We start from the raw sequence: 22704 nt of genomic DNA on the forward strand, positions 1-22704 counted from the left end.
CTGGCGGAGAAGGAGGGATTCGAACCCTCGATACGCTTTCACGTATGCCTGATTTCGAGTCAGGTACATTCAACCAGCTCTGCCACTTCTCCGTTCTTCGCAGCAATAGAATGGCTGGGTAGGGCGCTAGTCTACACCTGGCTGCCTCGCGGATTCAAGTGCTGGTTCAGTTCAAAGGCAAGTCGATTTGAACTACTAGCCCTGATGCCGGCGCTTGTTTATTGGTTAACGTCATATTGCCGCCATGTTTTTCTATGATCATGCGCGCAATGGATAAGCCTAAACCGGTGCCGCCAGTATGTCTGGAACGTGAATCTTCCAGCCTTCTGAAAGGTTCCAGCACATTATCTAACTCTTGTTCCGGAATGCCTGGGCCATCGTCCGAAATAACACACAGTACGCGTGACTCTTTCACCTGGATAGTGAGCGTTGGCGATTGGGCATAGTTGATGGCATTGCTCAGCAGGTTGTTCAGGCAGCGCGTAAGCAGGTGTGCCGAGCCCATGATGGTGATGGCTTGGTCTGGCAGGGTTTTGTGGATTGTATGCCCGGCTTCTTCAAAGTTATCGCATACCGCAGTGGCGAGTGCGGCGAGGTCCACTCGGTTTTTATCGATGTTTTCGCTGCATAGCCGCGCAAAATCGAGACCTTCCCGCACCATTTCCTGGGTCGCCGTCAGGTCATTGACCAGGCTTTGCTTGAGTTCAGGGTCTTTGACTTTCTCCAGGCGCAAGCGTAAACGGGTTAATGGTGTTTGCAGGTCATGCGCGATCGCGCCAAGGATAAAGCCACGTTCTTGCACATGCTTTAGGATACTCCGCTGCATTTCATTAAAGGCTTTGGCGGCATGACGCACTTCAGTCGAGCCCTGGTTTTCCGGTAAAGGCGGGTTTTCAATATTGCGCGCCAGTTGCAAGGCTGCGTTCGCCAGCTTGCGTAAAGGCTGCGTTGCGACAGAGGCGACTACCCAGATAATGCTGATCAGTCCCAACAGTGCCAATACAATCGCCAATGGGTTACGCTCAGGCGGATGCCCGGGAGGCGGCCTGTGGCCGCCATAGCGCAACTGGATTAATACCGGTGTGTGGTCTTGCAAATGCGTGTAGACCGCGAGGCAATAACCTTGCAGATGTGGCGGCGTTGGGCCGAAGTCTGGCGGAGGCGGCGCAGGCGGGCGGTTTCGTGAGCTACAGCGAGTCTGTGGGGTGATGCTGATGAAGTCCGCGATTTCCGGCACTAACAAAGCATGCAGGTTTTCCAACTCTGCAGGCAGCGCAGGCGCATCTTTGGGTGGTGTTGCGCCCAGCTTTAAGCTGCTGCCCATGCGTTTAAATACATCCTGGATCTGCGAGCGTTTTTCGGCGTCGGTAATTTCCAGGATGCGGATCATGCTTTCAATGCGATCAAAGGCAAACTGGTCGCGCAGGCGTGATTCGTTCACGCGTGAATCGCGTTGCCCAAGCATGCTGACCACGGTCGCTGTCAACAGGATACCAATGACGGTGATCAGGAAGATTCTGACTGACATGGCACCTAACAGTTTTTTTAACATACCCTCAGGCCTCTTATTTCAGGTAGCGCACATCGGCAGTGAGCAAATAACCTTCATTACGAAGTGTTTTGATCACGGTAGGATTTTTGCTATCCACTTCTATTTTTTGCCGGATCCTGCTGATCTGTAAGTCGATAGACCGATCGAATGGGCCTGCTTCGCGGCCATGCATTTCTTCCATTAATTGATCGCGGCTCAGCGGGCGGTTAGCGTGTAGCAGCATAAAGCGCAAAAACTTGAATTCTGCATTCGATAGTGCAATGCTGGTGTTGAATCTATCAATCAGCGTGCGGTTCTGGATATCCAGCGTCCATTCATTAAAAGCAATCTGGCGCAAGATGCCGTTATCGAGTTCTTCACTCTGTTTGCCTGCATTTTCTGCGACCATACGGCTACGTCTTATTACGCTGCGTATGCGTGAAAGCAATTCCAACGGTTCAAACGGTTTGGCAACGTAATCATCTGCACCCGTTTCCAGTCCCATGATGGTATCCAATGAACTGCTGCGGGCGGTGAGCATGATGATGGGGATGCTATGGTATTTAGGTGACTCACGCAGTTCACGGCACAACTCTATGCCATTGCGCTGCGGCATATTGATATCGAGGATGATGACATCTGGCACTTTTTGTTGCAGCACCTGCCACATTTGCGCATGATTGGCGGCTTGGTACGTGCTTAGCTGATTTTCCTGTAGAAAGTCGCAAAGCAGGTCGCGGATCGCGTCGTCATCATCTACCACCAGCACATGGATATCGTGGTTAGCTTCTGTCATCACTGGTTGTCTCTATAAGTTGAAGTCATTATTTGAGCATAAAACCGGCCATCAAGGCCGGTTTATATACATCACTTACGATTATGACTGTGGCTTGTCGTGGTGTGGTTTACCGTGAGGATGGTGATCGCCACGGTGAGGATGCGGGAACGCATTCTCATCAAACACTTTCTTCTGTGCGTCATTCAATTGTGCATAGAAAGTACGGATCGCTTTTGAGCGTTCAGCCTGGCGGGCATCACGTTCTTTATCCATAGCTTCCATTTTATCCAGGCGCTGAACTGTGTTCAATGTATCCAGGCCAGCTACATCAGGGCGTTCACCTTTGTCTTTAGGCTTGATTTGCGCCTGATAGTTATTCCAGGCATTCTCCTGCGCCGCGGTCAGTTGCAGCACGGTGTGCAATCTTTCCTGGTGCTTTTCAAAATGTTCTACACGGTGCTCCTGCCAATTCGTTTTGTCGAATTTACCTTTTCCGCAGGTAGGGCCATGGTCTGCAAAGGCAGTCACGGATATCAAAGCCAGGGTACTTGCGATAACCAATTGTTTTAATTTCATGATGTATCCTTTTCAATCATCATTGCGAAATTGCAATGTTGACATTAAAACACCCGAATGTATCGGGTGTTTGTCAGGAGCGGAGGGCTATGTATCGGAATGTATCGCAAGGCAATGCTTAAGAAGAGTGAGCGACAAGGTATGAGGAATGAGGAGCGCAGAGCCTGGACAACTGACGCAAGTATTGCGGCGCAGGCTAACCGTAAACCGTGTTAAGCGCAGCGGCCATAATCAATGCACATGATCACATGAGGACCGCGCAACGAAGTTGGTCGCTCGTACAGCCACTGATAACGTCATTCCCTTATGCGATGCCTTGGCTGGCAAGGTAGTCCTCATAATTACCGGTAAAGTCGACAATGCCATCCGCCTTGATTTCAATAATACGGGTAGCGATCGAACTGACGAATTCACGGTCATGGCTGACAAAGAACAGGGTACCTTTGTATTTATCCAGCGCGGTGTTCAGCGCTTCGATCGATTCCATATCCATATGGTTGGTGGGTTCATCCATCAGCAGCACATTGGTTTTTGCCAGCATCAGCTTGCCATATAACATGCGGCCTTTTTCACCACCGGACAGCACTTTGACTGACTTCTTGGTCGCTTCGGTCGGGAACAGCAAACGGCCCAGCATACTGCGCACCGTGTTGTCATCGTCACCTTGCTGGCGCTGTGCTGTCATCCATTCAAACAGGTCTTCACCTTTTTCGAACTCGTATTCATGGTCTTGCGCAAAATAACCGAGGTTGGCTTTTTCTGCCCATTTCACTTCACCGTGCTTAGGTTGCAAATCGCCAGCCAGGCAACGCAAGAAGGTGGTTTTACCGATGCCGTTCTCGCCAATAATGGCGACTTTCTCACCGGCTTCAAACATCATTTCAACGCCGTTGAATAAGGGTTTATCAAAGCCGTGGCTGAGTTTTTTCAGTTCTACCGCGTTGCGGTGCAGTTTTTCGCGCTCGTCATATTCAAAGCGGATAAACGGGTACTGGCGGCTGGAAGGCTTGAATTCCTCCACCTTGATTTTGTCGATCTGCTTGGCGCGGCTGGTCGCCTGTTTGGCTTTGGAGGCGTTGGCCGAGAAGCGGCGTACAAAGTCCTGCAAGTCAGCGATTTGCTGTTTGGCCTTGGCATTGTCTTTGGCCTGCTGGTTACGCGCGGCAATGCTGGCTTCCATATAGTCGTCATAGTTGCCAGGGTAAGAGGTGATCTTGCCGTAATCCATGTCACAGGTGTGCGTGCAGACCTGGTTCAGGAAGTGCCTGTCATGCGAAATAATGACCATGGTGCAGTCACGATTGTTGACGATATCTTCCAGCCAACGGATGGTGTTGATATCCAGGTTGTTGGTCGGTTCATCCAGCAGTAATACGTCCGGATTGGCAAATAGAGCCTGTACCAGCAGAACACGTAATTTCCAGCCTGGTGCAACGGCGCTCATTGGGCCGGTGTGCTGCTCGATAGGAATGCCTACGCCCAGCAACAATTCACCAGCACGTGCTTCAGCCGTGTAGCCGTCATACTCTGCAAACTCGCCTTCCAGTTCAGCGGCGCGCATGTAGTCATCTTCGGTGGCTTCGAGGTTGGCGTAGATCGCATCGCGCTCTTGCATGGCTTTCCACATTTGCTCGTGGCCCATCATGACTACATCCAGCACGCGCTGGTCTTCATAGGCGAACTGGTCCTGTTTCAGGAAGGCCATGCGCTCATTCGGGTCGAGGCTGATATTGCCACTGGAAGGTTCCAGGACGCCCGCCAGGATCTTCATAAAAGTGGATTTACCGCAACCGTTGGCGCCAATCAGGCCATAGCGGTTACCGTCACCGAATTTAACGGAAACGTTTTCAAACAGTGGCTTGGAACCAAACTGCATGGTGATATTGTTTGCAACTAACATGCAAGAACTCTCAAAAAATAGTTAATTAAATCGGTAATCAGGGCTGCGCGCTTGATTTAAAACGCACAAGATTATTCAAAACGGTTGTAAATCACGACTTCATCCATAGGTAATTGCCCACTGCGAGGCTTGGCAGCTTCCAGTGGTTTGCCAACCACGACGAACATCACTGGCACATGGTCTGCAGGCAGGTTGATCAGTTTGCCAACCGCGTCAAAGTCAAAGCCATCCATAGGGCAAGTGTCATAGCCCATTTCCTTGGCAGCCAGCATCAAGGTCATGGCTGCCATACCGCCGGAGCGCATGCCTTCATCCCGCTCCGCCTGAGCATGATCGGTGTAATAGTCATGAATAGCTTTGACCAGGTAGTCACTGGCCTGCTTGGGCGCATTCACCCAATAGCGTGCCGGGTCTTTTTCCCATGCTTTGAGATCAGCGGTCAATACGATCAGTAACGAGGCATCTGTGACTTGCGCCTGGTTCCAGCTCGCAGCGCGAATCTGGTGACGCAGCACCGGGTCAGTCACTACGACAAATCGCCAATGCTGGATATTAAAAGCGGTCGGTGAGAGCATGGCCAGCGACATCAGTTGCGCAATCTCAGCCTCTGTCATGCGGTGGCTGGGATCGTAACTTTTAACGGAGCGCCGTTCGTTTATGGCTTGTGAAACTTTCATGTGGTGTTCAATACTCAATATTTAAAATGTCTAATTGCAAAGCACCAGCCGGACGTTGCCAGGTGGTGCTGTCGCCAACTTTACGTCCCAGGAGTGCTTTAGCCAGCGGGGAGGCATAGCTGACTTTTTGCCGGGCGATATCGGCTTCGTCTTCACCTACAATCTTGAACTGCGACTGCATGCCTTCTTCATCTTCAACGGTCACCGTGGCGCCAAACAAGACAGTATGTCGAGGCTGTAGCGCTGGGTCTACCAGCTGGGCAGATTCCAGCCGGGCGAATAAATAACGTAAATCACGGTCAATCTCGGCCAGTTTTTGCTGCGCGTTTGGGTCTTCCTTGCGCGTTGCGTATTGCTGACGCTGGCTTTCCAGTGTTTTCACAGCGTGCTGTAATTGCTGCAGGCCATCCGGTGTCACGTAATTGGTATGCGGGCTGACCGGCCGCTCTGGCAGGTCGGTACCCGCTAATTCGAGATCATCTTCTTTAACGAATCCGCGACTCATGCAGTTAGTTGATGCCAGCTAGAAATAATTCAACCCCAGCGCAGCGCGCACCTCACTCATAGTCTGCGCCGCGACTTCGCGTGCTTGTTCGGTGCCTTCGCGTAATAATTGCAGAATATAGCCTTTGTCACCAGCTAGTTCGGTCCGGCGTGTACGGATAGGTTCCAGCATCTCCTGCAAGACTGCTTCCAGGCGTTTTTTAACGATGCTATCAGCCAGGCCGCCGCGTGTGTAATGCGCTTTGAGCTCCGCCACTGCTGCTTTATCGGTATCGAAAGCATCCAGGTAGGTGAATGCAATATTACCTTCGACATGACCAGGATCTTCGATTTTCAGATGTAACGGATCGGTATAGACCTTTTTAACGGCTTTACTGATTTCGTCGGCAGTCGCGCCCAGGTTAATCACATTGCCCAGGGATTTACTCATTTTGGCTTTGCCATCAATACCTGGCAAACGGCCCAGTTCCGGCACCAGGGCTTTAGTTTCCACCAGGATTTCCTGTTTGGTGCTCACGTTTTTATAAGTACGGTTAAAACGGCGCACGATCTCGTTGGTTTGCTCAATCATGGGTATCTGGTCTTCACCCACAGGCACCAGTGTCGCTTTGAACGCAGTAATGTCTGCCGCCTGGCTCACCGGATAGGTGAGGAAACCGGCGGGAATATCGCGCTCAAAGTCGCGCAGGCGGATCTCTTCTTTCACGGTCGGGTTTCTTTCCAGGCGTGCGACGGTGACCAGGTTCAGGTAGTAAAACGCCAGTTCAGTCAGTTCAGGTACTTGCGACTGGATGAAAATGGTCGATAGCTTGGGATCAATGCCGACCGCCAGATAATCCAGCGCGACTTCGACCACATTGCGATGCACTTTATCAATATCATCCATATTGTCGGTCAGCGCCTGCGCGTCGGCGAGCATCACATATTGTTTGTATTCGTGCTGGTATTTCACGCGGTTGCGCAAACTGCCGACAAAATGCCCCAGGTGTAACGGGCCGGTTGGGCGGTCGCCAGTGAGGATAATCGGTTTTGTGCTCATCGTCTTGTTCTCTGTTTAATGTGAGATCGAATCAATAGGGAAATTTATTCCCATTCAATGGTTGCCGGAGGTTTGCCGGAAATGTCGTAAACCACGCGGTTAATGCCACGCACTTCGTTAATAATCCGGTTGGAAACTTTACCCAGCAGGCTATAAGGCAATTCTGCCCAGTGGGCGGTCATGAAATCGCTGGTCACGACGGCGCGCAATGCCACCACATAATCATAAGTACGGCCATCACCCATCACACCAACCGATTTTACCGGCAGGAACACGGTAAATGCCTGGCTGGTCAGGTCATACCAGGATTTGCCGGATGTTTCGTCTATGGTGTTGCGTAATTCTTCAATGAAAATGGCATCGGCACGTTGCAGCAGCAAGGCATATTCGCTTTTCACTTCACCGAGGATACGTACCCCAAGGCCAGGGCCAGGGAAAGGGTGGCGATAAACCATATCGCGCGGCAAGCCCAAGGCGACACCCAGTTCACGCACTTCGTCCTTGAAAAGGTCTCGCAAAGGTTCCAGCAGTTTTAAACCTAATTGTTCCGGCAAACCGCCTACGTTATGGTGGCTCTTGATAGTGACGGCTTTTTTCGATTTCGCGCCGCCGGATTCAATCACATCTGGATAGATAGTACCTTGTGCCAGGAAAGTAGCACCTTTGTGTCCGGCGCCACTGGCCTTGAGTTTGGCTGCCTCGGCTTTAAACACTTCTACAAACTCGCCACCGATAATCTTGCGTTTGGCTTCCGGGTCGCTGACACCAGCCAGCTTGCCCATGAATTGCTCGCTGGCATCAACACGGATGACGTTGGCATGTAAACGACCGGCAAACATTTCCATGACCATATCGCCTTCATTCAGGCGTAACAGGCCGTGGTCAACAAATACACAGGTGAGCTGGTCGCCAATCGCGCGATGGATCAAAGCCGCAGCGACTGACGAGTCGACACCGCCGGACAATCCTAAAATGACTTCTTCATCACCGACCTGTGCCTTGATGCTGGCAACCGCTTCGGCAATGTAGTCGCCCATGATCCAGTCCGGTTTCGCGCCACAGATATCGAGCACAAAACGCTCAAGCATGGCCTGGCCCTGCTTGGTGTGGGTCACTTCGGGGTGGAATTGCACCGCGTAAAACTTGCGGTCTTCGTCAGCCATCGCGGCAATCGGTGTCGTTTCGTTGCTGGCGATCACTTTAAAGCCACCGGGTAATGCCGTGACTTTGTCGCCATGGCTCATCCACACATCAATCAGGCCATGGCCTTCATTATTGGTCGCATCCTGGATATCGCGGAACAGGGCAGAGTGGCCGCGCGCACGTACCTGCGCATAACCAAACTCACGCTTGTGACCAGCTTCCACCTTGCCACCCAGTTGTTGCGCCATGGTTTGCATGCCGTAGCAGATACCGAGTACGGGTATTCCGAGTTCAAAGGCGGCTTGTGGCGCTTTATCCGTTTCTTCTTCATAGACGCTGGCGTGGCTGCCACTTAAAATGATGCCATCAGCACCAAAGTTGCGGACAAATTCGTCCGACACATCACAGGGGTGAATTTCACAATAGACGTGGGCTTCGCGGACACGGCGGGCAATCAGCTGCGTCACTTGCGAACCGAAATCAAGAATCAGAATTTTTGAGTGCATAAATTTTCAGGTCACTAGAATGAACAAAAGCGCAGCGGTAAAAACTGCTGCGCTTTTGCGTTAAAACAAGCGTTAGTCAATACGATAGTTCGGTGCTTCTTTGGTGATTTGCACATCGTGTACATGCGACTCATGCATGCCGGCACTGGTGATTTGTACAAATTCGGCCTTACTGCGCATCTCTTCAATGGTGGAACATCCTACATAACCCATGGAAGCACGCAAGCCGCCCATTAACTGGTGTACAACAGCGACAACAGTCCCTTTGTATGGTACACGGCCCTCAATGCCTTCAGGCACCAGTTTGTCAGCATTTGCAGTATTGTCCTGGAAGTAACGGTCAGATGAACCTTTTTGCATGGCGCCAATGGAGCCCATGCCACGGTAAGATTTGTATGAGCGGCCCTGATATAACTCGACTTCGCCAGGGGCTTCTTCAGTGCCTGCAAACATGCCACCTAGCATCACGCTGTTAGCGCCCGCTGCGATTGCTTTTGAAATATCACCGGAGAAGCGGATGCCGCCATCGGCAATAAATGGCACACCGGATTTTTCCAGTGCCTTAGCTACATTGCTGATGGCCGTGATTTGCGGCACACCGACACCAGCCACGATGCGGGTAGTACAGATAGAGCCAGGGCCAATACCTACTTTGACACAATCTGCGCCGTGATCAACTAAAGCCAAGGCTGCATCGGCAGTGGCAATATTGCCACCAATAACCTGCAGGTTTGGATAACGGGTTTTTGCCCATTTGACGCGATCCAGCACGCCTTGTGAATGGCCATGTGCAGTATCTACAACGATGGCATCAACACCTGCTTCAACCAGTGCAGCAATGCGGTCATCAGTGCCGTCGCCGACACCGACCGCCGCGCCTACCAGCAAACGGCCTTTTTCATCCTTGCATGCGAGTGGGTGGTCAGAAGACTTTTGAATGTCTTTCACCGTGATCAGGCCTTTAAGCTCAAACTGCTCGCCAATCACCAACAAACGTTCCAGGCGATGCTTGTGCAGCAACCCCATGATCTCTTCACGGCTGGCACCTTCTCGCACAGTCACCAGGCGATCTTGCGGCGTCATGACGTTGCTGACCGCCTGGTCGAGATTGGTTTCAAAGCGCAGGTCGCGGTTGGTCACAATGCCAACCACTTTGCCATCTTGTAATACTGGTAAGCCGGAAATCTTGTGGTGCTTGGTCAGTTCCATGACCTCACGAACTGACATGGCCGGGTGAATCGTCACCGGGTCGATCACGACGCCGGATTCAAAGCGTTTAACGCGGGAGACGCGTGAAGCCTGCATCTCTATTGACATGTTTTTATGAATAATACCCATGCCGCCCAGCTGTGCCAATGCAATCGCCATGCGGGCTTCCGTCACGGTATCCATGGCGGCAGAAAGTAGCGGAATGTTAAGTGTGATGTTTTTTGTAAGTTTTGTACGCAGGCTTACATCGCGGGGCATCACAGTAGAATGGGCTGGAACGAGTAAAACATCGTCAAAGGTTAGAGCTTGTTGCAACAAACGCATGTGGAATCCTTATCTCCAAAATATAATTATACCGATTTCGTTTTGCCTTGACAAAGCGTTTTGCATTTTTGGCCCGGAAATCAAGGGTGTCTGGCATGGTTTATGCATAGCCATTTCGAATGGCAAGGATAAGTAGCGACTGGTGAGGCGGGAATTAAAAGTGAAATTTATGGAAGTGATGCGGAATATTGTATTGATAGCCTGCTTGTTGCATGTCCCCGCGCACGCGGAGATTTACAAGTGGCGCGATGCCAAAGGAGTCGTCAATTATTCCGATATGCCGCCGCCTGCAGGTAAGGAAGGCGCGCAAAAAATCAAAGCGGCTACCGTCACTAGTGAGTACCCGTTAACCCGCGCAGATGCTTATAAAGAGGATGCGCCGGCGGCAGATGCTGATCAACGTGCCACAGAGGGAAAAGGCAAGCAAAAGACACAAATGTCCGACGAAGCCGCGGCTGTCGCTAAAGCTGCAGAAACACGTATGAAAGCGCAAAACTGTGCTGCAGCAAGGTCGAATTATCGCAATTATGCGGTAGGTGGGCGCATGCAAACCGTGAATGAAGTTGGCGAAAAAGAGTATTTAAGCGATGAGCAAATTCGTGAAAACCTGGCACGGGCGCAGTTCGAAATTGACGAAAATTGTCCAGTTGAATAAGGATGTTTTCTAAAGCATCATTATTTTAGACGTTTTTGCTGACCACTTTTGGCAGCAAGGTCTCTATTTGTAGCGCTTTCTTTTTGTCACTGCTCTTAAGCGCCTTGCCTGTTTAGGGTCGGCAATCAAGGGGCGATAAACCTCTACGCGATCCAAAGGTTGCAATACGGCATCGAAGCTAACTACCTTGCCAAATACACCTATCCTGCAATTTTTCAATGATAGTTCTGGGTAATCCCGCAGAAGTCCCGAGTACTGAATGGCTTCTAGTGCAGTTGTCCCCGCTTTAACTTCAATGGAGATGATTACCTGTTGCTGTGGTAGCGCGTAAGCGACTTCCACGGTTATCAGTTCAGAAATCTTTTCGGACATGCTTATTATTTAGAATAAAGCTTGTTTGCCTGCTTCACAAAGCTATCGACAAAAGTGTTGGCTATGTGGCTGAAAACCGGTGCAATAATCCGTTCGATCAGGCCGTTGGCGAATACATATTCCAGCTTGAATTCGATCTTGCAGGCATCTTCACGCAGGGCAATAAAGTGCCAGTGGCCGGTGAGCTGCTTGAATGGGCCGTCGACCAGCGTGATATCCATCTGGTGCGGAAACTGTTTGTGGTTACGCGTGGTGAAATGCTGCACGATGCCGTGATAGCGAATGTGGATAGTGGCCTGCGTCACCTGGTCGGTGCGCTCGATCACATCACTGCCCCCACACCATGGCAAAAAGCTGGCGTAATCTTCAACAGCATCCACCAGCTGAAACATGGTTTCGCAGGAGTGCATGACTAATACGGTTTTTTCTACTTGAGCCATTATTAAATATAGCGCCGGAACGGAGTTTGGTTTTGGGTTAAAATGCTATTTTAAGTGATTTAAGCCAGCAAGCCAGCGTTATGACCATCGCGCAAAATAAAAAAGCATTTTTTGACTACTTTATCGAAGATAAGTACGAGGCCGGTGTGGTGCTCGAAGGCTGGGAAGTCAAAGCCATCCGCGATAACCGCATTAACCTCAAAGAGGCCTATGTGGTGATTATGCGTGGCGAAATTTACCTGATCGGCTGCCATGTGACACCGCTGGGTGCTGCTTCCACACACGTGCGCCCGGATGCTATCCGTACCCGTAAGTTGTTGTTGCATAATGAAGAAATCGGCAAGTTGATTGGTAAGGTCGAGCGCGCCGGTTACACCATTGTGCCTTTGGATATGCACTTCACGCGTGGCCGGGTGAAAGTGCAGATCGGCCTGGCTAAAGGCAAGAAGCAACATGACAAACGCGATGTCGAGCGCGAAAAAGACTGGAAGCGCGAGCAGAACCAGTTAATGAAAAATAAACAGCGTACTCGCGAATAGTATTTCTGTTGCTTGCTGAGTTTTAAGCTCAGGCAAGCAGTTGTTCCAATACCTGTGGCACCAATTCCGGCAAATCTTCTGCCATCAATCCCAAGCCAAATAACCTCGCAGCTTCACTATGGATCCAGGCAGCCGCCGCTGCTGCTTCCAGTGCGGGCATACCTTGCGCCAATAAGCTGGTAATCATCCCAGCCAGCACATCCCCCGCGCCTGCAGTAGCCAATGTCGGTGGTGCATTTTCGTTCACAATGACGCTGCCGTCTGGTGCTGCAATCACGGTGTTGGCGCCTTTAAGAAGTATCACCGCATTGGCCTGCTGACTTGCCTGAAGTACCTGGCTGATTCTTTCATTAAGGTCGCTGGCAGGAGTAATGCCAAATAAACGTTGAAACTCGCCTGCATGCGGCGTCAATACACAAACGGCAGTGATGGCTCTGCTTAGCTTATCAAGTTGTCGGGCAAATACAGTTAGCGCATCTGCATCAATCACAACCGGTTTCCCTGTGTGCAGCATTGTGAGTGTTGTCTGGCGTGTTTCTGTGCTGTTGCCTGCGCCTGGTCCGATCAGCAACGCACAGACTCTTGCATCCTGTATAAGGGCATGCAGGTCAGCGATGCTTGAATAGGGTTTCGCCATCACACTTAATAACTGGCCGGCGTAAATGCTGAATGCGTTTTCAGGTACCGCAATGGCGGTAATGCCTGCACCGCTGCGCGCTGCAGCGAGTGCCGCCAACCTGGCTGCACCCGTCACGGGATACCCGCCCTGGATCAATACATAACCGCGGCTATACTTATGGCTGTTGGCATCAGGTTGCGGTAATAAGGATTGCCACAGGGCAGGCGTGTTCGATTGATAGTCTGGCATGGCTGAATTGTATGCTTGAAGTGGCTGGTTGGCGAGTTGGTGCGAGATTTTATCCCTAACCTTCATTGTGGGCGAGGGGGCTTTACGGTAAAATGTTCTCCCGTCTGCAACAATCTCAAAGTACCTCATCCATGACCAAATATGTATTCGTAACCGGCGGTGTAGTTTCTTCTCTTGGAAAGGGTATCGCAGCGGCTAGTTTAGGCGCTATTCTCGAATCGCGTGGTATTAAAGTGACCATGCTCAAGCTTGACCCGTATATCAACGTTGACCCAGGCACCATGTCGCCATTCCAGCATGGTGAAGTGTTCGTCACCGATGATGGTGCAGAAACTGATTTAGACCTTGGGCATTACGAGCGCTTTATCAGCAGCAAGATGTCCAAACGCAACAACTTCACCACCGGCCAGATTTACGAAACCGTGATCAAAAAAGAGCGTCGCGGTGAATACCTGGGTAAAACCGTACAGGTTATTCCACATATTACCGACGAAATTAAATCACACATCAAACGTGGTGCTGAAGGTGCCGATGTGGCGATTGTGGAAGTTGGCGGCACGGTGGGTGATATTGAATCATTGCCTTTCCTGGAAGCCATTCGCCAGATGGGTTTCGAAGAGGGTAAGAACAATGCCTGTTATGTGCATTTGACTTTGTTGCCGTGGATTCCAACCGCAGGTGAGTTAAAAACCAAACCAACGCAGCACTCGGTAAAAGAATTACGCGAAATTGGTATCCAGCCGGATATTTTATTATGTCGCGCCGAACGTGAAATCCCGGAAGATGAAAAGCGCAAAATTGCCTTGTTCACAAACGTACCATATGAAGCAGTCATCAGCGCAATCGACAGTGACTCCATTTACAAAATCCCAGGCTTGCTGCATGACCAAATGATGGACGAAATCGTCTGTCATAAACTGAATATCCTGGCTAAAGCGGCCGATTTATCTGCCTGGCAAAAAATCAGCCATGCGGTGGCCAACCCTAAAGCGCAGGTGGATATTGCCTTTGTCGGCAAATATGTTGACCTGACCGAGTCTTATAAGTCTTTGACCGAAGCGTTGATTCACGCCGGTATTCACACTGAATCCAAAGTCAAGATCCACTATATCGACAGTGAAGATATCGAAAAATCAGGTACCGATAGCTTACATAATATGGACGCTATCCTCATTCCAGGTGGTTTTGGTGTGCGCGGGACTGAAGGCAAGATTGCCGCGATCCAGTATGCTCGCGAAAACAAAGTGCCTTATCTGGGTATCTGTCTGGGCATGCAACTGGCCGTGATCGAGTTTGCCCGCAATGTTGCTGGTTTAAAGGATGCTAACAGCACGGAATTCAACCCGTCTACCGAACATAAACTGATCGGCCTGATCGACGAATGGCAAGATGCGACCGGCAAGATTGAAAAACGCAACGAACATTCAGACCTGGGCGGCACCATGCGCTTAGGTGCGCAAAGCTCACCGATCGAGCCTGATACACTGGCCGCCAGCATTTACGGCAGCGAAGTGAACGAGCGCCACCGTCACCGTTATGAAGTAAACAACCATTATGTGGATCAGTTGAAAGCTGCTGGCCTGGTGGTTTCTGCACGTACACCTCGTGAAGAACTCTGTGAAATGATTGAGTTGCCGCAAACTGAACACCCATGGTTTGTTGCGTGCCAGTTCCACCCGGAATTCACTTCTAACCCAAGATACGGTCATCCTTTGTTTAAAGCCTATGTGCAAGCGGCACTGGCGCAAAAAAGCAGAGTTTAAATTTACAGCAAGGGATTATCATGAAGTTATGTGGTTTTGATGTAGGTATCGAGCATCCGCTATTTTTGATTGCGGGCCCATGTGTCATTGAATCCCGGCAAATGGCGATTGATACCGCTGGTCAATTGAAAGAGATTGCTGCGCGTGTCGGTGTCCCATTTATCTATAAATCTTCTTATGACAAAGCTAATCGCAGCTCCACCAAAACCTTTCGTGGTTTTGGCATGGAAGAGGGCCTGAGGATACTGGATGAAGTACGCGCCCAAATCGGCGTGCCTATCCTGACCGATGTGCATAGCGAGCAACAAGTGCCGCATGTGGCTGCAGTGGTAGATGTATTGCAAACGCCGGCGTTCCTCTGCCGCCAGACCGATTTTATTGTCGCCTGTGCCCAATCCGGCAAACCGGTGAATATCAAAAAAGGCCAGTTTTTAGCGCCTGGTGACATGAAGCAGGTCGTCAATAAAGCTAAAGAGGCTAACGGCGGTGTAGACAATATTATGGTCTGCGAACGAGGTGCTTCATTCGGCTACAACACCCTGATTTCGGATATGCGCGGCCTGGCAATCATGCGTGAAACCAATTGCCCGGTGGTATTCGACGCCACCCACTCGGTACAGCAGCCAGGTGGGCAGGGCGAGAAAAGCGGTGGTCAGCGTGAATTTGTGCCCGTATTGTCGCGTGCAGCGGTTGCCAGTGGCATTGCCGGTATTTTTATGGAAACTCATCCAGACCCAAGTAAAGCGCTATCAGATGGCCCGAATGCCTGGCCATTAGGCAAGATGGAGGATTTGCTACATCTGTTGGTTGATATGGATAAACTGGTTAAAAAAGCCGGTTTTGCTGAACATACCCTTTAGTGGATTTTGCCTGGAGCAAACTTTTTAAATTGATTTCGCAAGTTATTCGTAAAGTTTAAGTTAAAAACATAAGGAAAATAGAATGAGCGCAATTGTAGATATTATCGCCCGCGAGATTATGGATTCACGAGGCAACCCAACGGTTGAAGTGGATGTATTGCTGGAAAGTGGTGTCATTGGCCGTGCAGCCGTGCCTTCAGGCGCGTCTACCGGTACTAAAGAGGCCGTAGAGCTGCGGGATGGCGATAAAAGCCGCTATTTAGGCAAAGGTGTATTAACCGCGGTCGAAAACGTGAATACCGAAATCACCGAAGCGATTTTGGGCCTGGACGCTGAAGAGCAAAGCTTTATCGACAGAACGCTGATCGAGCTGGATGGCACAGAAAACAAAGACCGTCTGGGTGCCAATGCGATTCTAGGTGTTTCTATGGCCTGTGCGCGTGCTGCCGCTGAAGAAAGCGGTTTGCCACTGTATCGCTACCTGGGCGGTTCAGCTTTCATGCAATTGCCGACGCCAATGATGAACATCATCAATGGTGGTGCGCACGCTGACAACTCTGTCGATATTCAAGAATTTATGATTGTGCCGGCTGGCTTGCCAACCTTCCGTGAAGCGTTGCGCGCTGGCGCTGAAATTTTCCATGCCTTGAAGAAAACGCTGCATGACAAAGGTTTGGCAACCACTGTAGGTGACGAGGGTGGTTTTGCACCTAATCTCCCATCCAACGAATCTGCCTTGCAATTGATTATGGAATCGATTGAAGCAGCCGGTTACGAGCCAGGTAAAGATATCTACCTGGGCCTGGATTGCGCGAGTACCGAATTCTACAAGGATGGTAAATATCGTCTGGAATCAGAAGGTGCATCATTGAGTTCTTCGGAATTCAGTGATTACCTGGCTACCTTGGCTGGTAAATACCCAATCATCACCATTGAAGATGGGATGAGCGAATTTGACTGGGACGGCTGGGACCTGTTGACCAAACGCCTGGGTAAAACCACACAACTGGTCGGCGATGATTTGTTCGTGACTAACCCGAAAATCCTGCGTGAAGGCATCCAGAAAGGTGCAGCCAACTCTGTGCTGATCAAAGTGAACCAGATCGGTACCCTGACCGAGACTTTCCAGACGATCGAGATGGCGAAACGTGCTAACTATACAGCGGTAGTTTCACACCGTTCCGGTGAGACAGAGGATACGACGATTGCCGATATCTCTGTGGCGACCAACGCATTGCAAATCAAAACCGGCTCCCTGTGCCGTTCAGAGCGCGTAGCAAAATACAACCAATTGCTGCGTATTGAAGAAGAGTTGGGCGACGCGACTAGCTACGCTGGTTTGTCAGCGTTCTACCAGTTGTTCAAGTAATCTAGTCTGATCCCGCATCTAGGCCGATGTGCGCAAACTGACTGTGATCTTCATTGTCCTGATTGCCCTGCTGCAATATCCATTGTGGTTGGGCAAGGGCAGTTGGTCACGCGTCTGGCAATATTCGCAGCAGATTGAAGCACACGAAAAGCGTAATGACTATTACCGCCAGCGGAATGAAACCTTGCGCGCGGAAGTGCGTGATCTTAAACAAGGTCAATCGGCAGTTGAAGAGCGTGCCCGCAGCGAATTGGGAATGATCAAGCAGGATGAAGTGTTTTATCAGGTGATGCAACGCAAAAACACGAATCCTCCAGCGTCTAAAGGTGTCGTTACCAACGTGCCGTCTAAGGAATCCATCGTGAATCCTGGAACGCCGGATGTTCCAGCTGCAATACCAGAGCAATAGTAATCAGGTAGTAGGTGATAAAAAAATGGCGCTTCAAGCGCCATTTTTTTGGTGGAAATTTTAGTGTAGCGCAGGATTGTTCAAAATTTCTTTCTTTAGCTTTTCTGATAAATCGCTCGTTGCGCGACTACCGGCCAAGCCAAAATTAGCTTTAAATTCCGAAAACTCAGCATAGCCATTTCCATCTACTTTGATTGTCGTGACGGCTTTGCCTTTATTGTCAGCCACACTGCATGAAAGCTCTACTCTAAAATAAGTAGGCGGCCAAGTGAAAGAAGAGTCTGAACTCGATACAGTCGTAATCGTAGGTGTATAAATTAAATCGACCGCATTCTCTCTAATGGATTCAAGATCACTATCTGACTTAAGCACTATGACATCTTGATAGACGGATTTAAGTGCATCGCGTATCGCTTTTTCAGAATCTTTATACGGATAATAAGAAACTTTATCTCCACCGCCGCCCGCTGTAGTTATCTGCTTGTTTCTTTCAACATCGGACATCACATAAGCAACCTTTTTAGATTTGAGGTTGCTTTGAGTTCGCTCAGGCGTTTTATCAGGGTTAATCGAAATGGGATGAGCGCACGCGCCCAAAAATAAAGAGGTTAAGCTTATCGCTATAATTTTGTGAATATTTAATAGATGCATACAGTTTCCTTATTTCTTGATTGCGTTTAGAAATTCTGGGTCGTTGTATACATTCTTCAAAAATGACCTGACTAAATTTGGGTATTCTCGTTGACCAATGCCGACGGCAACTGCACCAGCAAATGAGGATTCAAACTGGGTTGTTGTGGAATATTCTTTATTCAGGGTAGTGCTACCATTTTTGGTGACAAGTAATTTGACAGCCAAAGTACCCGAGCCTTTGCTAATGCCCGAAATATCAATATCATTTTTAATCACAGTAGCATCAAGTTTCAAATTGGCGGCAGGGTCAAAAATACCAACTTCCTTCATGTCTGAACGAATAGCATTTTCTAAATATGTGGAGAATGCCCCCTCAACCGCTTTCATTGAACCACCTCTTAAGCTGATGTTATTAACAGCAGCCTTTGGGTCTTTAGGTTGAAAGCTTTCGACAGATAATTTGGCTAAATTCAATTTTTTCAGATTGTCGAGAGTTTCGTAATCTGGACTATAGCTAGGTGGTTGAAATGTAGCGCAACCAGGCAGGATAGACATAAGGATTGCTAGTATGAATAACTTTTCTTTTTTCATTATTATCTCGCTTATTTGAAGTTTTATAGCGAATTGATTCGCTCACGAATCTTAACCTAAATGTTTTTTAATGAATAACTAATTGAGTAGATATAAGGTGTGGGCCGTAATAAAAAATGGCGCTCAAGGCGCCATTTTTATGATTAAAATTTATTTATGGCAGCGCGTAAGGCAACTCAGCAAAAGTTAGCTCATATTCTTGCCAGAAAATGCTGCCGGCAGCTTTAGCTTCGAGCCTGCATTCTGCTAACACCCACCAACCGCCTTGTGGATTTGGGGCGACACGCACTATCTGGCCAGCTTCCTGTTGCTGGGCATCGTGCACTGCATCACCGGCATTTGGTGTGGCCGCAGTTGCAGGTAAAGTGGCTAATAATGTGCGGCGTTTCACTTTGCCAAGGTAATGGGTGCGCGCGACGATTTCCTGGCCTGTGTAACAACCTTTCTTAAAGTTGATGCCATTCAGCGCATCGAGATTGACCATTTGCGGTACGAATTGCTCGCGCGTGCTTGCATATACTTGCGGAATACCAGCCTGGATTTCCAGCGCATCCCACTGATTGGTACTGGTTGGGCTAAATGTGGCCGCAAGTGTTTTCCAAACCTGTTCTGCCTGGTCTGCATTCACCACTACTTGCGCGCGCTGTTTGCCATGACTATCCGGCAAACGGATTAATGTCCCTAATGTTGACTGGCCGGTTTGATGTGGGTGTAATGGCAGATGTTGAATATGGGCTGCCGAGTCAGTACTTGCCAGGCCTAAAAGCACAAATTGCTCACTGACATCTTCGACAACCACTTTGCTGCGCATGACAAACATGCGCAACCGTTTTACCAAGTCAGGAATCAATGCGCGCGGGCATTGCAGGTAAATGATTTCGTTGATGCTGAAAGCATAAAACAGTGCCAGCAAGCGGCCTTTTGCCGTACAGTAGCCGGTGAATTGGGCTGCCAGTTCCAGTTGCTTGATATCGTTAGTGAATTGACCTTGCAGGAAAGTCTGGGAATCTGCGCCGCTTACGGCAATCAGGCCATCTATGGAGAGGTCGAATAATTGGCCTGAAGCCGGAATCTCAGGCGCGACGAATGAAGCTTCACCTGATGCGTTAAACTGAGCGCCCTGTAAAATTAAGAATTGTTGCCAAGCTGCGCTGGACATAAATGACTTTCTGTTGAGAATGTAGGTGTTGTCACCAACACCTTTCACACAAACGTGATGAAAAAACCTATTCTACCAAGTGAAATTACGTTGCGCTTTCACCCCTCTAATTTTTTATGGGGGTGGTGGCTGGTATTTTCAACCGCGGTGCTGTTTTCTCTCTGGTTAAGCTTGTCGCCGCTATGGGCATTTTTTAGTACTTTAGTCTATGCGGCGGCTAGCTTCTGGCAATGGACGCAGCTTGTAGCTACCACTAGCAAATTTAGTGTGCAAAAGTTCAGTGTAGATGTGTTTGGGCAGATGACGATCACCAATACACTTGGGCAATGGTGGCGTATTGAGGTGTTGCCAGATAGCGTGGTGCACCATAGATGTATGGTGCTTCATCTTGCCTATGCAGAATTACAGTCAGAAGTCTCTGAAGAAAAATATAGCACTCAGCTTCAAGATTTGTGGCGATTGCTACGTCCCACACGCTTGCTGATATTGTTTGATCACGCAGATCCCAATTCCCAAAAAGCATTGCGTGTCTGGTTAAAGTGGGGCCTGAGCGCATAGTCTATTGAAAATGGTTGTCGTGTGCGACGGCATCACTGCGGCTGAACAATCTGGATTTAAGCTGTTTGCGATAAATGCCAGACTTTTGTTTAAGTTGACGTAAAGTCTCACGATGCAGACTGGTACCTAGCAAACAAATTCCTGCCAGCGTGGCGAGTAGCCAGCTGATCGAAAAGGGCACAACTTCATAGCGAGGGGATTTGTGTGACTGGATGTTTTGCAAAACATCGTAGGTATCATCGCCATTGATATATTGCGCGCCGATTTCCTGTGCCAGTTTTTGCAAATAAGCAGAGTCGCGTTTGGATATAAATCGATCATAGTCTGAGAGCGCGACACTGTCATCGCGACCACTGCTTTTGCTGGCTGTCACTTGTGCGATGTTCGGCTGCACGGCAAAGCTTTCATTCGACCAGTAGCCTATCATCTGGTTATCTTCCGTTAGTTTTGGGATGCCAGTTCCTTTTTCGCTGCCTATGCCTACAAAAAACCAGCCATCCCCGCCCTGGAAATCCCTTAGGTTGCGCGTGTTGAATGCATGCAGCAAGGGCGCTTCATCGCCGTCGGTAAAAAATACCGCTTTAGTGGCCTCTGGCATTTGGCGCAGCAGTTTTGCAGTGATGGCCAAGCTTTCACGTAGTTGACTGTTACCCGTCCAAGCCATGCGCCAATCCAGGTGGTCTATGGTTTCGTGCAAGGCAGAAAAATGCTGGCAGACATGCAAAGGTGTATACAGCGCGGCAACTGCATCCCCTGCAAATAAGCCTATGCTGACGCGGGTGTGGCAAGGCAGCTGGGCGACAATTTCGTGCATCATACGCTTGGTGTATTCCAGGCGGCTGACGGGGTGGTGATTGAGCATCATATCCACAGAATTCATGCTCTGTGTAATGTCTGCAATCAGGAAATAGGTATGTACATTGCGCTTGATCGGGATGCTAGGCACCAGAACTGCGCCTAGCAGGCATAGCAAAGCAATAGTGAGTAAAAGGGTGTCGCGATGGTGCAGCCAGATTCTTAGCCAATGATTGTTCATGGTGACTTCTCATGAGTGCCTGCATCACTGGCCTAGGATGACAGAGGTAAATCAGGCGTTAATGTTTATCGGGAGTGCTGATTAAACCTACCTTCGTCGCCATACGTTGTTTATCATAAAAATTTCCTTCTTAACTATCAAACATACACTGCGTCAAATTTCTTTGCTCTTGCCTGGTCTGGCTTAGAAGTCGTATTTAATCCAGGCTTTGCTACTGAAAATGGTTATCGTGCGCGACGGCCTCACTGCGCGCAAATAATCTGGATCTGATTTCATTGCGGTAGATTTTCAGGTTTTGCTTGATTTGCCTGAATGGATGGCGGCTGGCGTAAGTGCCTACGATACATAATCCGCCTAAAGTAGCGAGTAACCAGCCCAATGGCAAGGGTGCAATATCTCGTCGCGCCGGTTTTTGCGCTTTCATGGCCTGAATTACTGTGTAACTGTTATCGCCCTTGATGAATTTTGCACCTATCTCTTGCGTCAGGCTTTGCATATATTCAGCTGCCATTTTTGAAATGTAACGGTCATTTTCACCAGCCACGTTGTCATCGCGCACACCCAGGGTGCTTTCCGATATCTGCGCAATCCCCGGCTGCATGGCAAAGCTTTCGTTCGACCAGTAACCGATCACCTGGTTATCTTCGCTGAGTTTGGGGATAGCATCACCTTCTTCAGAACCGATACCGACAAATATCCAGTCGTCACCCCCCTGGAATTCTTCCAGGTTTTTGGTGTTGAAGGCGTGCAATTTCGGCGCTTCTTCACCATCGGTGAAGTAGACTACTTGTGCTGGCTCAGACAATCCACGTACCACTTTGGCAGTCACAAAGAGGCTTTCGCGCAGGCGGCTGTTTCCAGACCATGCCATGCGCCAGTCCAGGTGATCAATCGTATCTTGTATCGCGGCAAAATTTTTGCAGACTTCAATAGGCGAATACATGGCAGCGACCGAGTTACCGGCGAAAAGACCAATGCTGATCTTGGTACCGCACGGCAGTGAGCCAACCACTTCATGCATTATGTTTTGCATATAGGCCAGCCGTGTGACTTTTTGGCCGCGGATTGTCATATCCTTGGTATTCATGCTTTGCGAGATATCCGCAACCAGGAAGTATGTATAGATGTTGTGTCTGAACGGAATACTTGGGCGTAAAACCGCGCCCAATAGCAATAGCAGTGCAAGTCCCAACAGGACAGAGTCACGGTGTTTGATAAATCTTCTGAGCCAGATATTCATAATTTCAAACTTAAGTTAGTCGGCA

The 22704-nt window shown here is 49.5% G+C and carries 24 protein-coding genes and 1 tRNA gene; 7 read left to right on the forward strand and 18 right to left on the reverse strand.

Features of this window, described 5'->3' with window-relative positions; genetic code table 11:
* Position 1: 1 nt before the first annotated feature.
* The 10 genes from VK958_RS08865 to guaB form a co-directional block, all read right to left on the reverse strand.
* Positions 2 to 92: transfer RNA gene (locus VK958_RS08865), tRNA-Ser, on the reverse strand.
* 74 nt (positions 93 to 166) lie between these two features.
* Positions 167 to 1552: an ATP-binding protein gene (locus VK958_RS08870; protein ID WP_325240828.1), complete on the reverse strand. Its 1386-nt coding sequence runs from the start codon at positions 1550 to 1552 to the stop codon at positions 167 to 169.
* A gap of 13 nt (positions 1553 to 1565) precedes the next feature.
* Positions 1566 to 2327 carry a response regulator transcription factor gene (locus VK958_RS08875; protein ID WP_325240829.1) on the reverse strand — a complete coding sequence of 254 codons (762 nt, stop codon included), beginning with the start codon at positions 2325 to 2327 and terminating at the stop codon, positions 1566 to 1568.
* 81 nt (positions 2328 to 2408) lie between these two features.
* Positions 2409 to 2885: a Spy/CpxP family protein refolding chaperone gene (locus VK958_RS08880; protein ID WP_325240830.1), complete on the reverse strand. Its 477-nt coding sequence runs from the start codon at positions 2883 to 2885 to the stop codon at positions 2409 to 2411.
* A gap of 304 nt (positions 2886 to 3189) precedes the next feature.
* Positions 3190 to 4785, reverse strand: coding sequence for an ABC-F family ATPase (locus VK958_RS08885; RefSeq protein ID WP_325240831.1), 1596 nt, complete (start codon positions 4783 to 4785; stop codon positions 3190 to 3192).
* A 71-nt stretch (positions 4786 to 4856) separates the two neighbouring features.
* Positions 4857 to 5462, reverse strand: coding sequence for a nitroreductase family protein (locus VK958_RS08890; protein WP_325240832.1), 606 nt, complete (start codon positions 5460 to 5462; stop codon positions 4857 to 4859).
* 7 nt (positions 5463 to 5469) lie between these two features.
* On the reverse strand, positions 5470 to 5967 hold the full coding sequence (locus VK958_RS08895; RefSeq protein WP_325240833.1) for a GreA/GreB family elongation factor: 498 nt from the start codon (positions 5965 to 5967) through the stop codon (positions 5470 to 5472).
* Between the two features lie 18 nt (positions 5968 to 5985).
* A complete protein-coding gene (trpS, locus tag VK958_RS08900) occupies positions 5986 to 7005 on the reverse strand; it encodes a tryptophan--tRNA ligase (protein ID WP_325240834.1) in 1020 nt (339 codons plus the stop codon).
* A gap of 44 nt (positions 7006 to 7049) precedes the next feature.
* A complete protein-coding gene (gene guaA, locus VK958_RS08905; protein WP_325240835.1) occupies positions 7050 to 8654 on the reverse strand; it encodes a glutamine-hydrolyzing GMP synthase in 1605 nt (534 codons plus the stop codon).
* Positions 8655 to 8726: 72 nt separating this feature from the next.
* Entirely contained in the window at positions 8727 to 10187 is a 1461-nt protein-coding gene (gene guaB, locus VK958_RS08910; RefSeq protein ID WP_325240836.1) for an IMP dehydrogenase, read from the reverse strand.
* A gap of 169 nt (positions 10188 to 10356) precedes the next feature.
* Here guaB and VK958_RS08915 point away from each other — a divergent pair, with 169 nt between their 5' ends.
* Positions 10357 to 10842, forward strand: coding sequence for a DUF4124 domain-containing protein (locus VK958_RS08915; protein WP_325240962.1), 486 nt, complete (start codon positions 10357 to 10359; stop codon positions 10840 to 10842).
* Between the two features lie 63 nt (positions 10843 to 10905).
* Here the strand turns inward: VK958_RS08915 and VK958_RS08920 are convergent, their stop codons facing one another.
* Complete coding sequence (locus tag VK958_RS08920; protein WP_325240837.1) at positions 10906 to 11214, reverse strand: RnfH family protein; 309 nt, start codon at positions 11212 to 11214, stop codon at positions 10906 to 10908.
* Positions 11215 to 11219: 5 nt separating this feature from the next.
* The gene (locus tag VK958_RS08925) at positions 11220 to 11654 is read right to left on the reverse strand and encodes a type II toxin-antitoxin system RatA family toxin (protein WP_325240838.1); all 435 of its coding nucleotides are present in this window, start codon (positions 11652 to 11654) and stop codon (positions 11220 to 11222) included.
* Positions 11655 to 11701: 47 nt separating this feature from the next.
* Between VK958_RS08925 and smpB the strand changes: the two genes are divergently transcribed.
* A complete protein-coding gene (gene smpB, locus VK958_RS08930) occupies positions 11702 to 12193 on the forward strand; it encodes an SsrA-binding protein SmpB (protein ID WP_325240963.1) in 492 nt (163 codons plus the stop codon).
* Positions 12194 to 12221: 28 nt separating this feature from the next.
* Here the strand turns inward: smpB and VK958_RS08935 are convergent, their stop codons facing one another.
* A complete protein-coding gene (locus tag VK958_RS08935) occupies positions 12222 to 13061 on the reverse strand; it encodes an NAD(P)H-hydrate dehydratase (protein ID WP_325240839.1) in 840 nt (279 codons plus the stop codon).
* 131 nt (positions 13062 to 13192) lie between these two features.
* On the opposite strand from VK958_RS08935, the gene VK958_RS08940 reads away from it, so the two are divergent.
* From VK958_RS08940 to ftsB, 4 genes are all read left to right on the forward strand, one after another.
* Complete coding sequence (locus VK958_RS08940) at positions 13193 to 14824, forward strand: CTP synthase (protein WP_325240840.1); 1632 nt, start codon at positions 13193 to 13195, stop codon at positions 14822 to 14824.
* 20 nt (positions 14825 to 14844) lie between these two features.
* Positions 14845 to 15684, forward strand: a complete 840-nt coding sequence (gene kdsA, locus VK958_RS08945; protein WP_325240841.1) for a 3-deoxy-8-phosphooctulonate synthase — start codon at positions 14845 to 14847, stop codon at positions 15682 to 15684.
* 82 nt (positions 15685 to 15766) lie between these two features.
* Positions 15767 to 17053: a phosphopyruvate hydratase gene (eno, locus tag VK958_RS08950; RefSeq protein ID WP_325240842.1), complete on the forward strand. Its 1287-nt coding sequence runs from the start codon at positions 15767 to 15769 to the stop codon at positions 17051 to 17053.
* Positions 17054 to 17081: 28 nt separating this feature from the next.
* Complete coding sequence (gene ftsB / locus VK958_RS08955) at positions 17082 to 17462, forward strand: cell division protein FtsB (RefSeq protein ID WP_325240843.1); 381 nt, start codon at positions 17082 to 17084, stop codon at positions 17460 to 17462.
* A gap of 60 nt (positions 17463 to 17522) precedes the next feature.
* Here ftsB and VK958_RS08960 read toward each other — a convergent pair whose 3' ends face one another.
* The 3 genes from VK958_RS08960 to ygfZ form a co-directional block, all read right to left on the reverse strand.
* Complete coding sequence (locus tag VK958_RS08960; RefSeq protein WP_325240844.1) at positions 17523 to 18113, reverse strand: hypothetical protein; 591 nt, start codon at positions 18111 to 18113, stop codon at positions 17523 to 17525.
* A gap of 9 nt (positions 18114 to 18122) precedes the next feature.
* Positions 18123 to 18686 (reverse strand): YajG family lipoprotein, encoded by a 564-nt coding sequence (locus tag VK958_RS08965; protein WP_325240845.1) that lies wholly within the window; start codon positions 18684 to 18686, stop codon positions 18123 to 18125.
* A 154-nt stretch (positions 18687 to 18840) separates the two neighbouring features.
* Positions 18841 to 19845 carry a CAF17-like 4Fe-4S cluster assembly/insertion protein YgfZ gene (gene ygfZ, locus VK958_RS08970; protein ID WP_325240846.1) on the reverse strand — a complete coding sequence of 335 codons (1005 nt, stop codon included), beginning with the start codon at positions 19843 to 19845 and terminating at the stop codon, positions 18841 to 18843.
* A 57-nt stretch (positions 19846 to 19902) separates the two neighbouring features.
* Between ygfZ and VK958_RS08975 the strand changes: the two genes are divergently transcribed.
* Entirely contained in the window at positions 19903 to 20403 is a 501-nt protein-coding gene (locus VK958_RS08975; RefSeq protein WP_325240847.1) for a hypothetical protein, read from the forward strand.
* A 1-nt stretch (position 20404) separates the two neighbouring features.
* Here VK958_RS08975 and VK958_RS08980 read toward each other — a convergent pair whose 3' ends face one another.
* Positions 20405 to 21439: a vWA domain-containing protein gene (locus VK958_RS08980; RefSeq protein WP_325240848.1), complete on the reverse strand. Its 1035-nt coding sequence runs from the start codon at positions 21437 to 21439 to the stop codon at positions 20405 to 20407.
* A 211-nt stretch (positions 21440 to 21650) separates the two neighbouring features.
* The gene (locus VK958_RS08985; RefSeq protein WP_325240849.1) at positions 21651 to 22679 is read right to left on the reverse strand and encodes a VWA domain-containing protein; all 1029 of its coding nucleotides are present in this window, start codon (positions 22677 to 22679) and stop codon (positions 21651 to 21653) included.
* Positions 22680 to 22704 lie beyond the last annotated feature (25 nt).

Origin of the sequence: Methylophilus sp., assembly GCF_035460085.1 — a bacterium.
GTDB lineage: Bacteria > Pseudomonadota > Gammaproteobacteria > Burkholderiales > Methylophilaceae > Methylophilus.

Bases quoted from the DNA above. Each gene is read 5' to 3' on its own strand.
- VK958_RS08870 (WP_325240828.1), bottom strand. From the start codon at position 1,552: ATGTTAAAAAAACTGTTAGGTGCCATGTCAGTCAGAATCTTCCTGATC.
- VK958_RS08875 (WP_325240829.1), bottom strand. From the start codon at position 2,327: ATGACAGAAGCTAACCACGATATCCATGTGCTGGTGGTAGATGATGAC.
- VK958_RS08880 (WP_325240830.1), bottom strand. From the start codon at position 2,885: ATGAAATTAAAACAATTGGTTATCGCAAGTACCCTGGCTTTGATATCC.
- VK958_RS08885 (WP_325240831.1), bottom strand. From the start codon at position 4,785: ATGTTAGTTGCAAACAATATCACCATGCAGTTTGGTTCCAAGCCACTG.
- VK958_RS08890 (WP_325240832.1), bottom strand. From the start codon at position 5,462: ATGAAAGTTTCACAAGCCATAAACGAACGGCGCTCCGTTAAAAGTTAC.
- VK958_RS08895 (WP_325240833.1), bottom strand. From the start codon at position 5,967: ATGAGTCGCGGATTCGTTAAAGAAGATGATCTCGAATTAGCGGGTACC.
- trpS (WP_325240834.1), bottom strand. From the start codon at position 7,005: ATGAGCACAAAACCGATTATCCTCACTGGCGACCGCCCAACCGGCCCG.
- guaA (WP_325240835.1), bottom strand. From the start codon at position 8,654: ATGCACTCAAAAATTCTGATTCTTGATTTCGGTTCGCAAGTGACGCAG.
- guaB (WP_325240836.1), bottom strand. From the start codon at position 10,187: ATGCGTTTGTTGCAACAAGCTCTAACCTTTGACGATGTTTTACTCGTT.
- VK958_RS08915 (WP_325240962.1), top strand. From the start codon at position 10,357: ATGGAAGTGATGCGGAATATTGTATTGATAGCCTGCTTGTTGCATGTC.
- VK958_RS08920 (WP_325240837.1), bottom strand. From the start codon at position 11,214: ATGTCCGAAAAGATTTCTGAACTGATAACCGTGGAAGTCGCTTACGCG.
- VK958_RS08925 (WP_325240838.1), bottom strand. From the start codon at position 11,654: ATGGCTCAAGTAGAAAAAACCGTATTAGTCATGCACTCCTGCGAAACC.
- VK958_RS08935 (WP_325240839.1), bottom strand. From the start codon at position 13,061: ATGCCAGACTATCAATCGAACACGCCTGCCCTGTGGCAATCCTTATTA.
- VK958_RS08940 (WP_325240840.1), top strand. From the start codon at position 13,193: ATGACCAAATATGTATTCGTAACCGGCGGTGTAGTTTCTTCTCTTGGA.
- kdsA (WP_325240841.1), top strand. From the start codon at position 14,845: ATGAAGTTATGTGGTTTTGATGTAGGTATCGAGCATCCGCTATTTTTG.
- eno (WP_325240842.1), top strand. From the start codon at position 15,767: ATGAGCGCAATTGTAGATATTATCGCCCGCGAGATTATGGATTCACGA.
- VK958_RS08960 (WP_325240844.1), bottom strand. From the start codon at position 18,113: ATGCATCTATTAAATATTCACAAAATTATAGCGATAAGCTTAACCTCT.
- VK958_RS08965 (WP_325240845.1), bottom strand. From the start codon at position 18,686: ATGAAAAAAGAAAAGTTATTCATACTAGCAATCCTTATGTCTATCCTG.
- ygfZ (WP_325240846.1), bottom strand. From the start codon at position 19,845: ATGTCCAGCGCAGCTTGGCAACAATTCTTAATTTTACAGGGCGCTCAG.
- VK958_RS08975 (WP_325240847.1), top strand. From the start codon at position 19,903: ATGAAAAAACCTATTCTACCAAGTGAAATTACGTTGCGCTTTCACCCC.
- VK958_RS08980 (WP_325240848.1), bottom strand. From the start codon at position 21,439: ATGAACAATCATTGGCTAAGAATCTGGCTGCACCATCGCGACACCCTT.
- VK958_RS08985 (WP_325240849.1), bottom strand. From the start codon at position 22,679: ATGAATATCTGGCTCAGAAGATTTATCAAACACCGTGACTCTGTCCTG.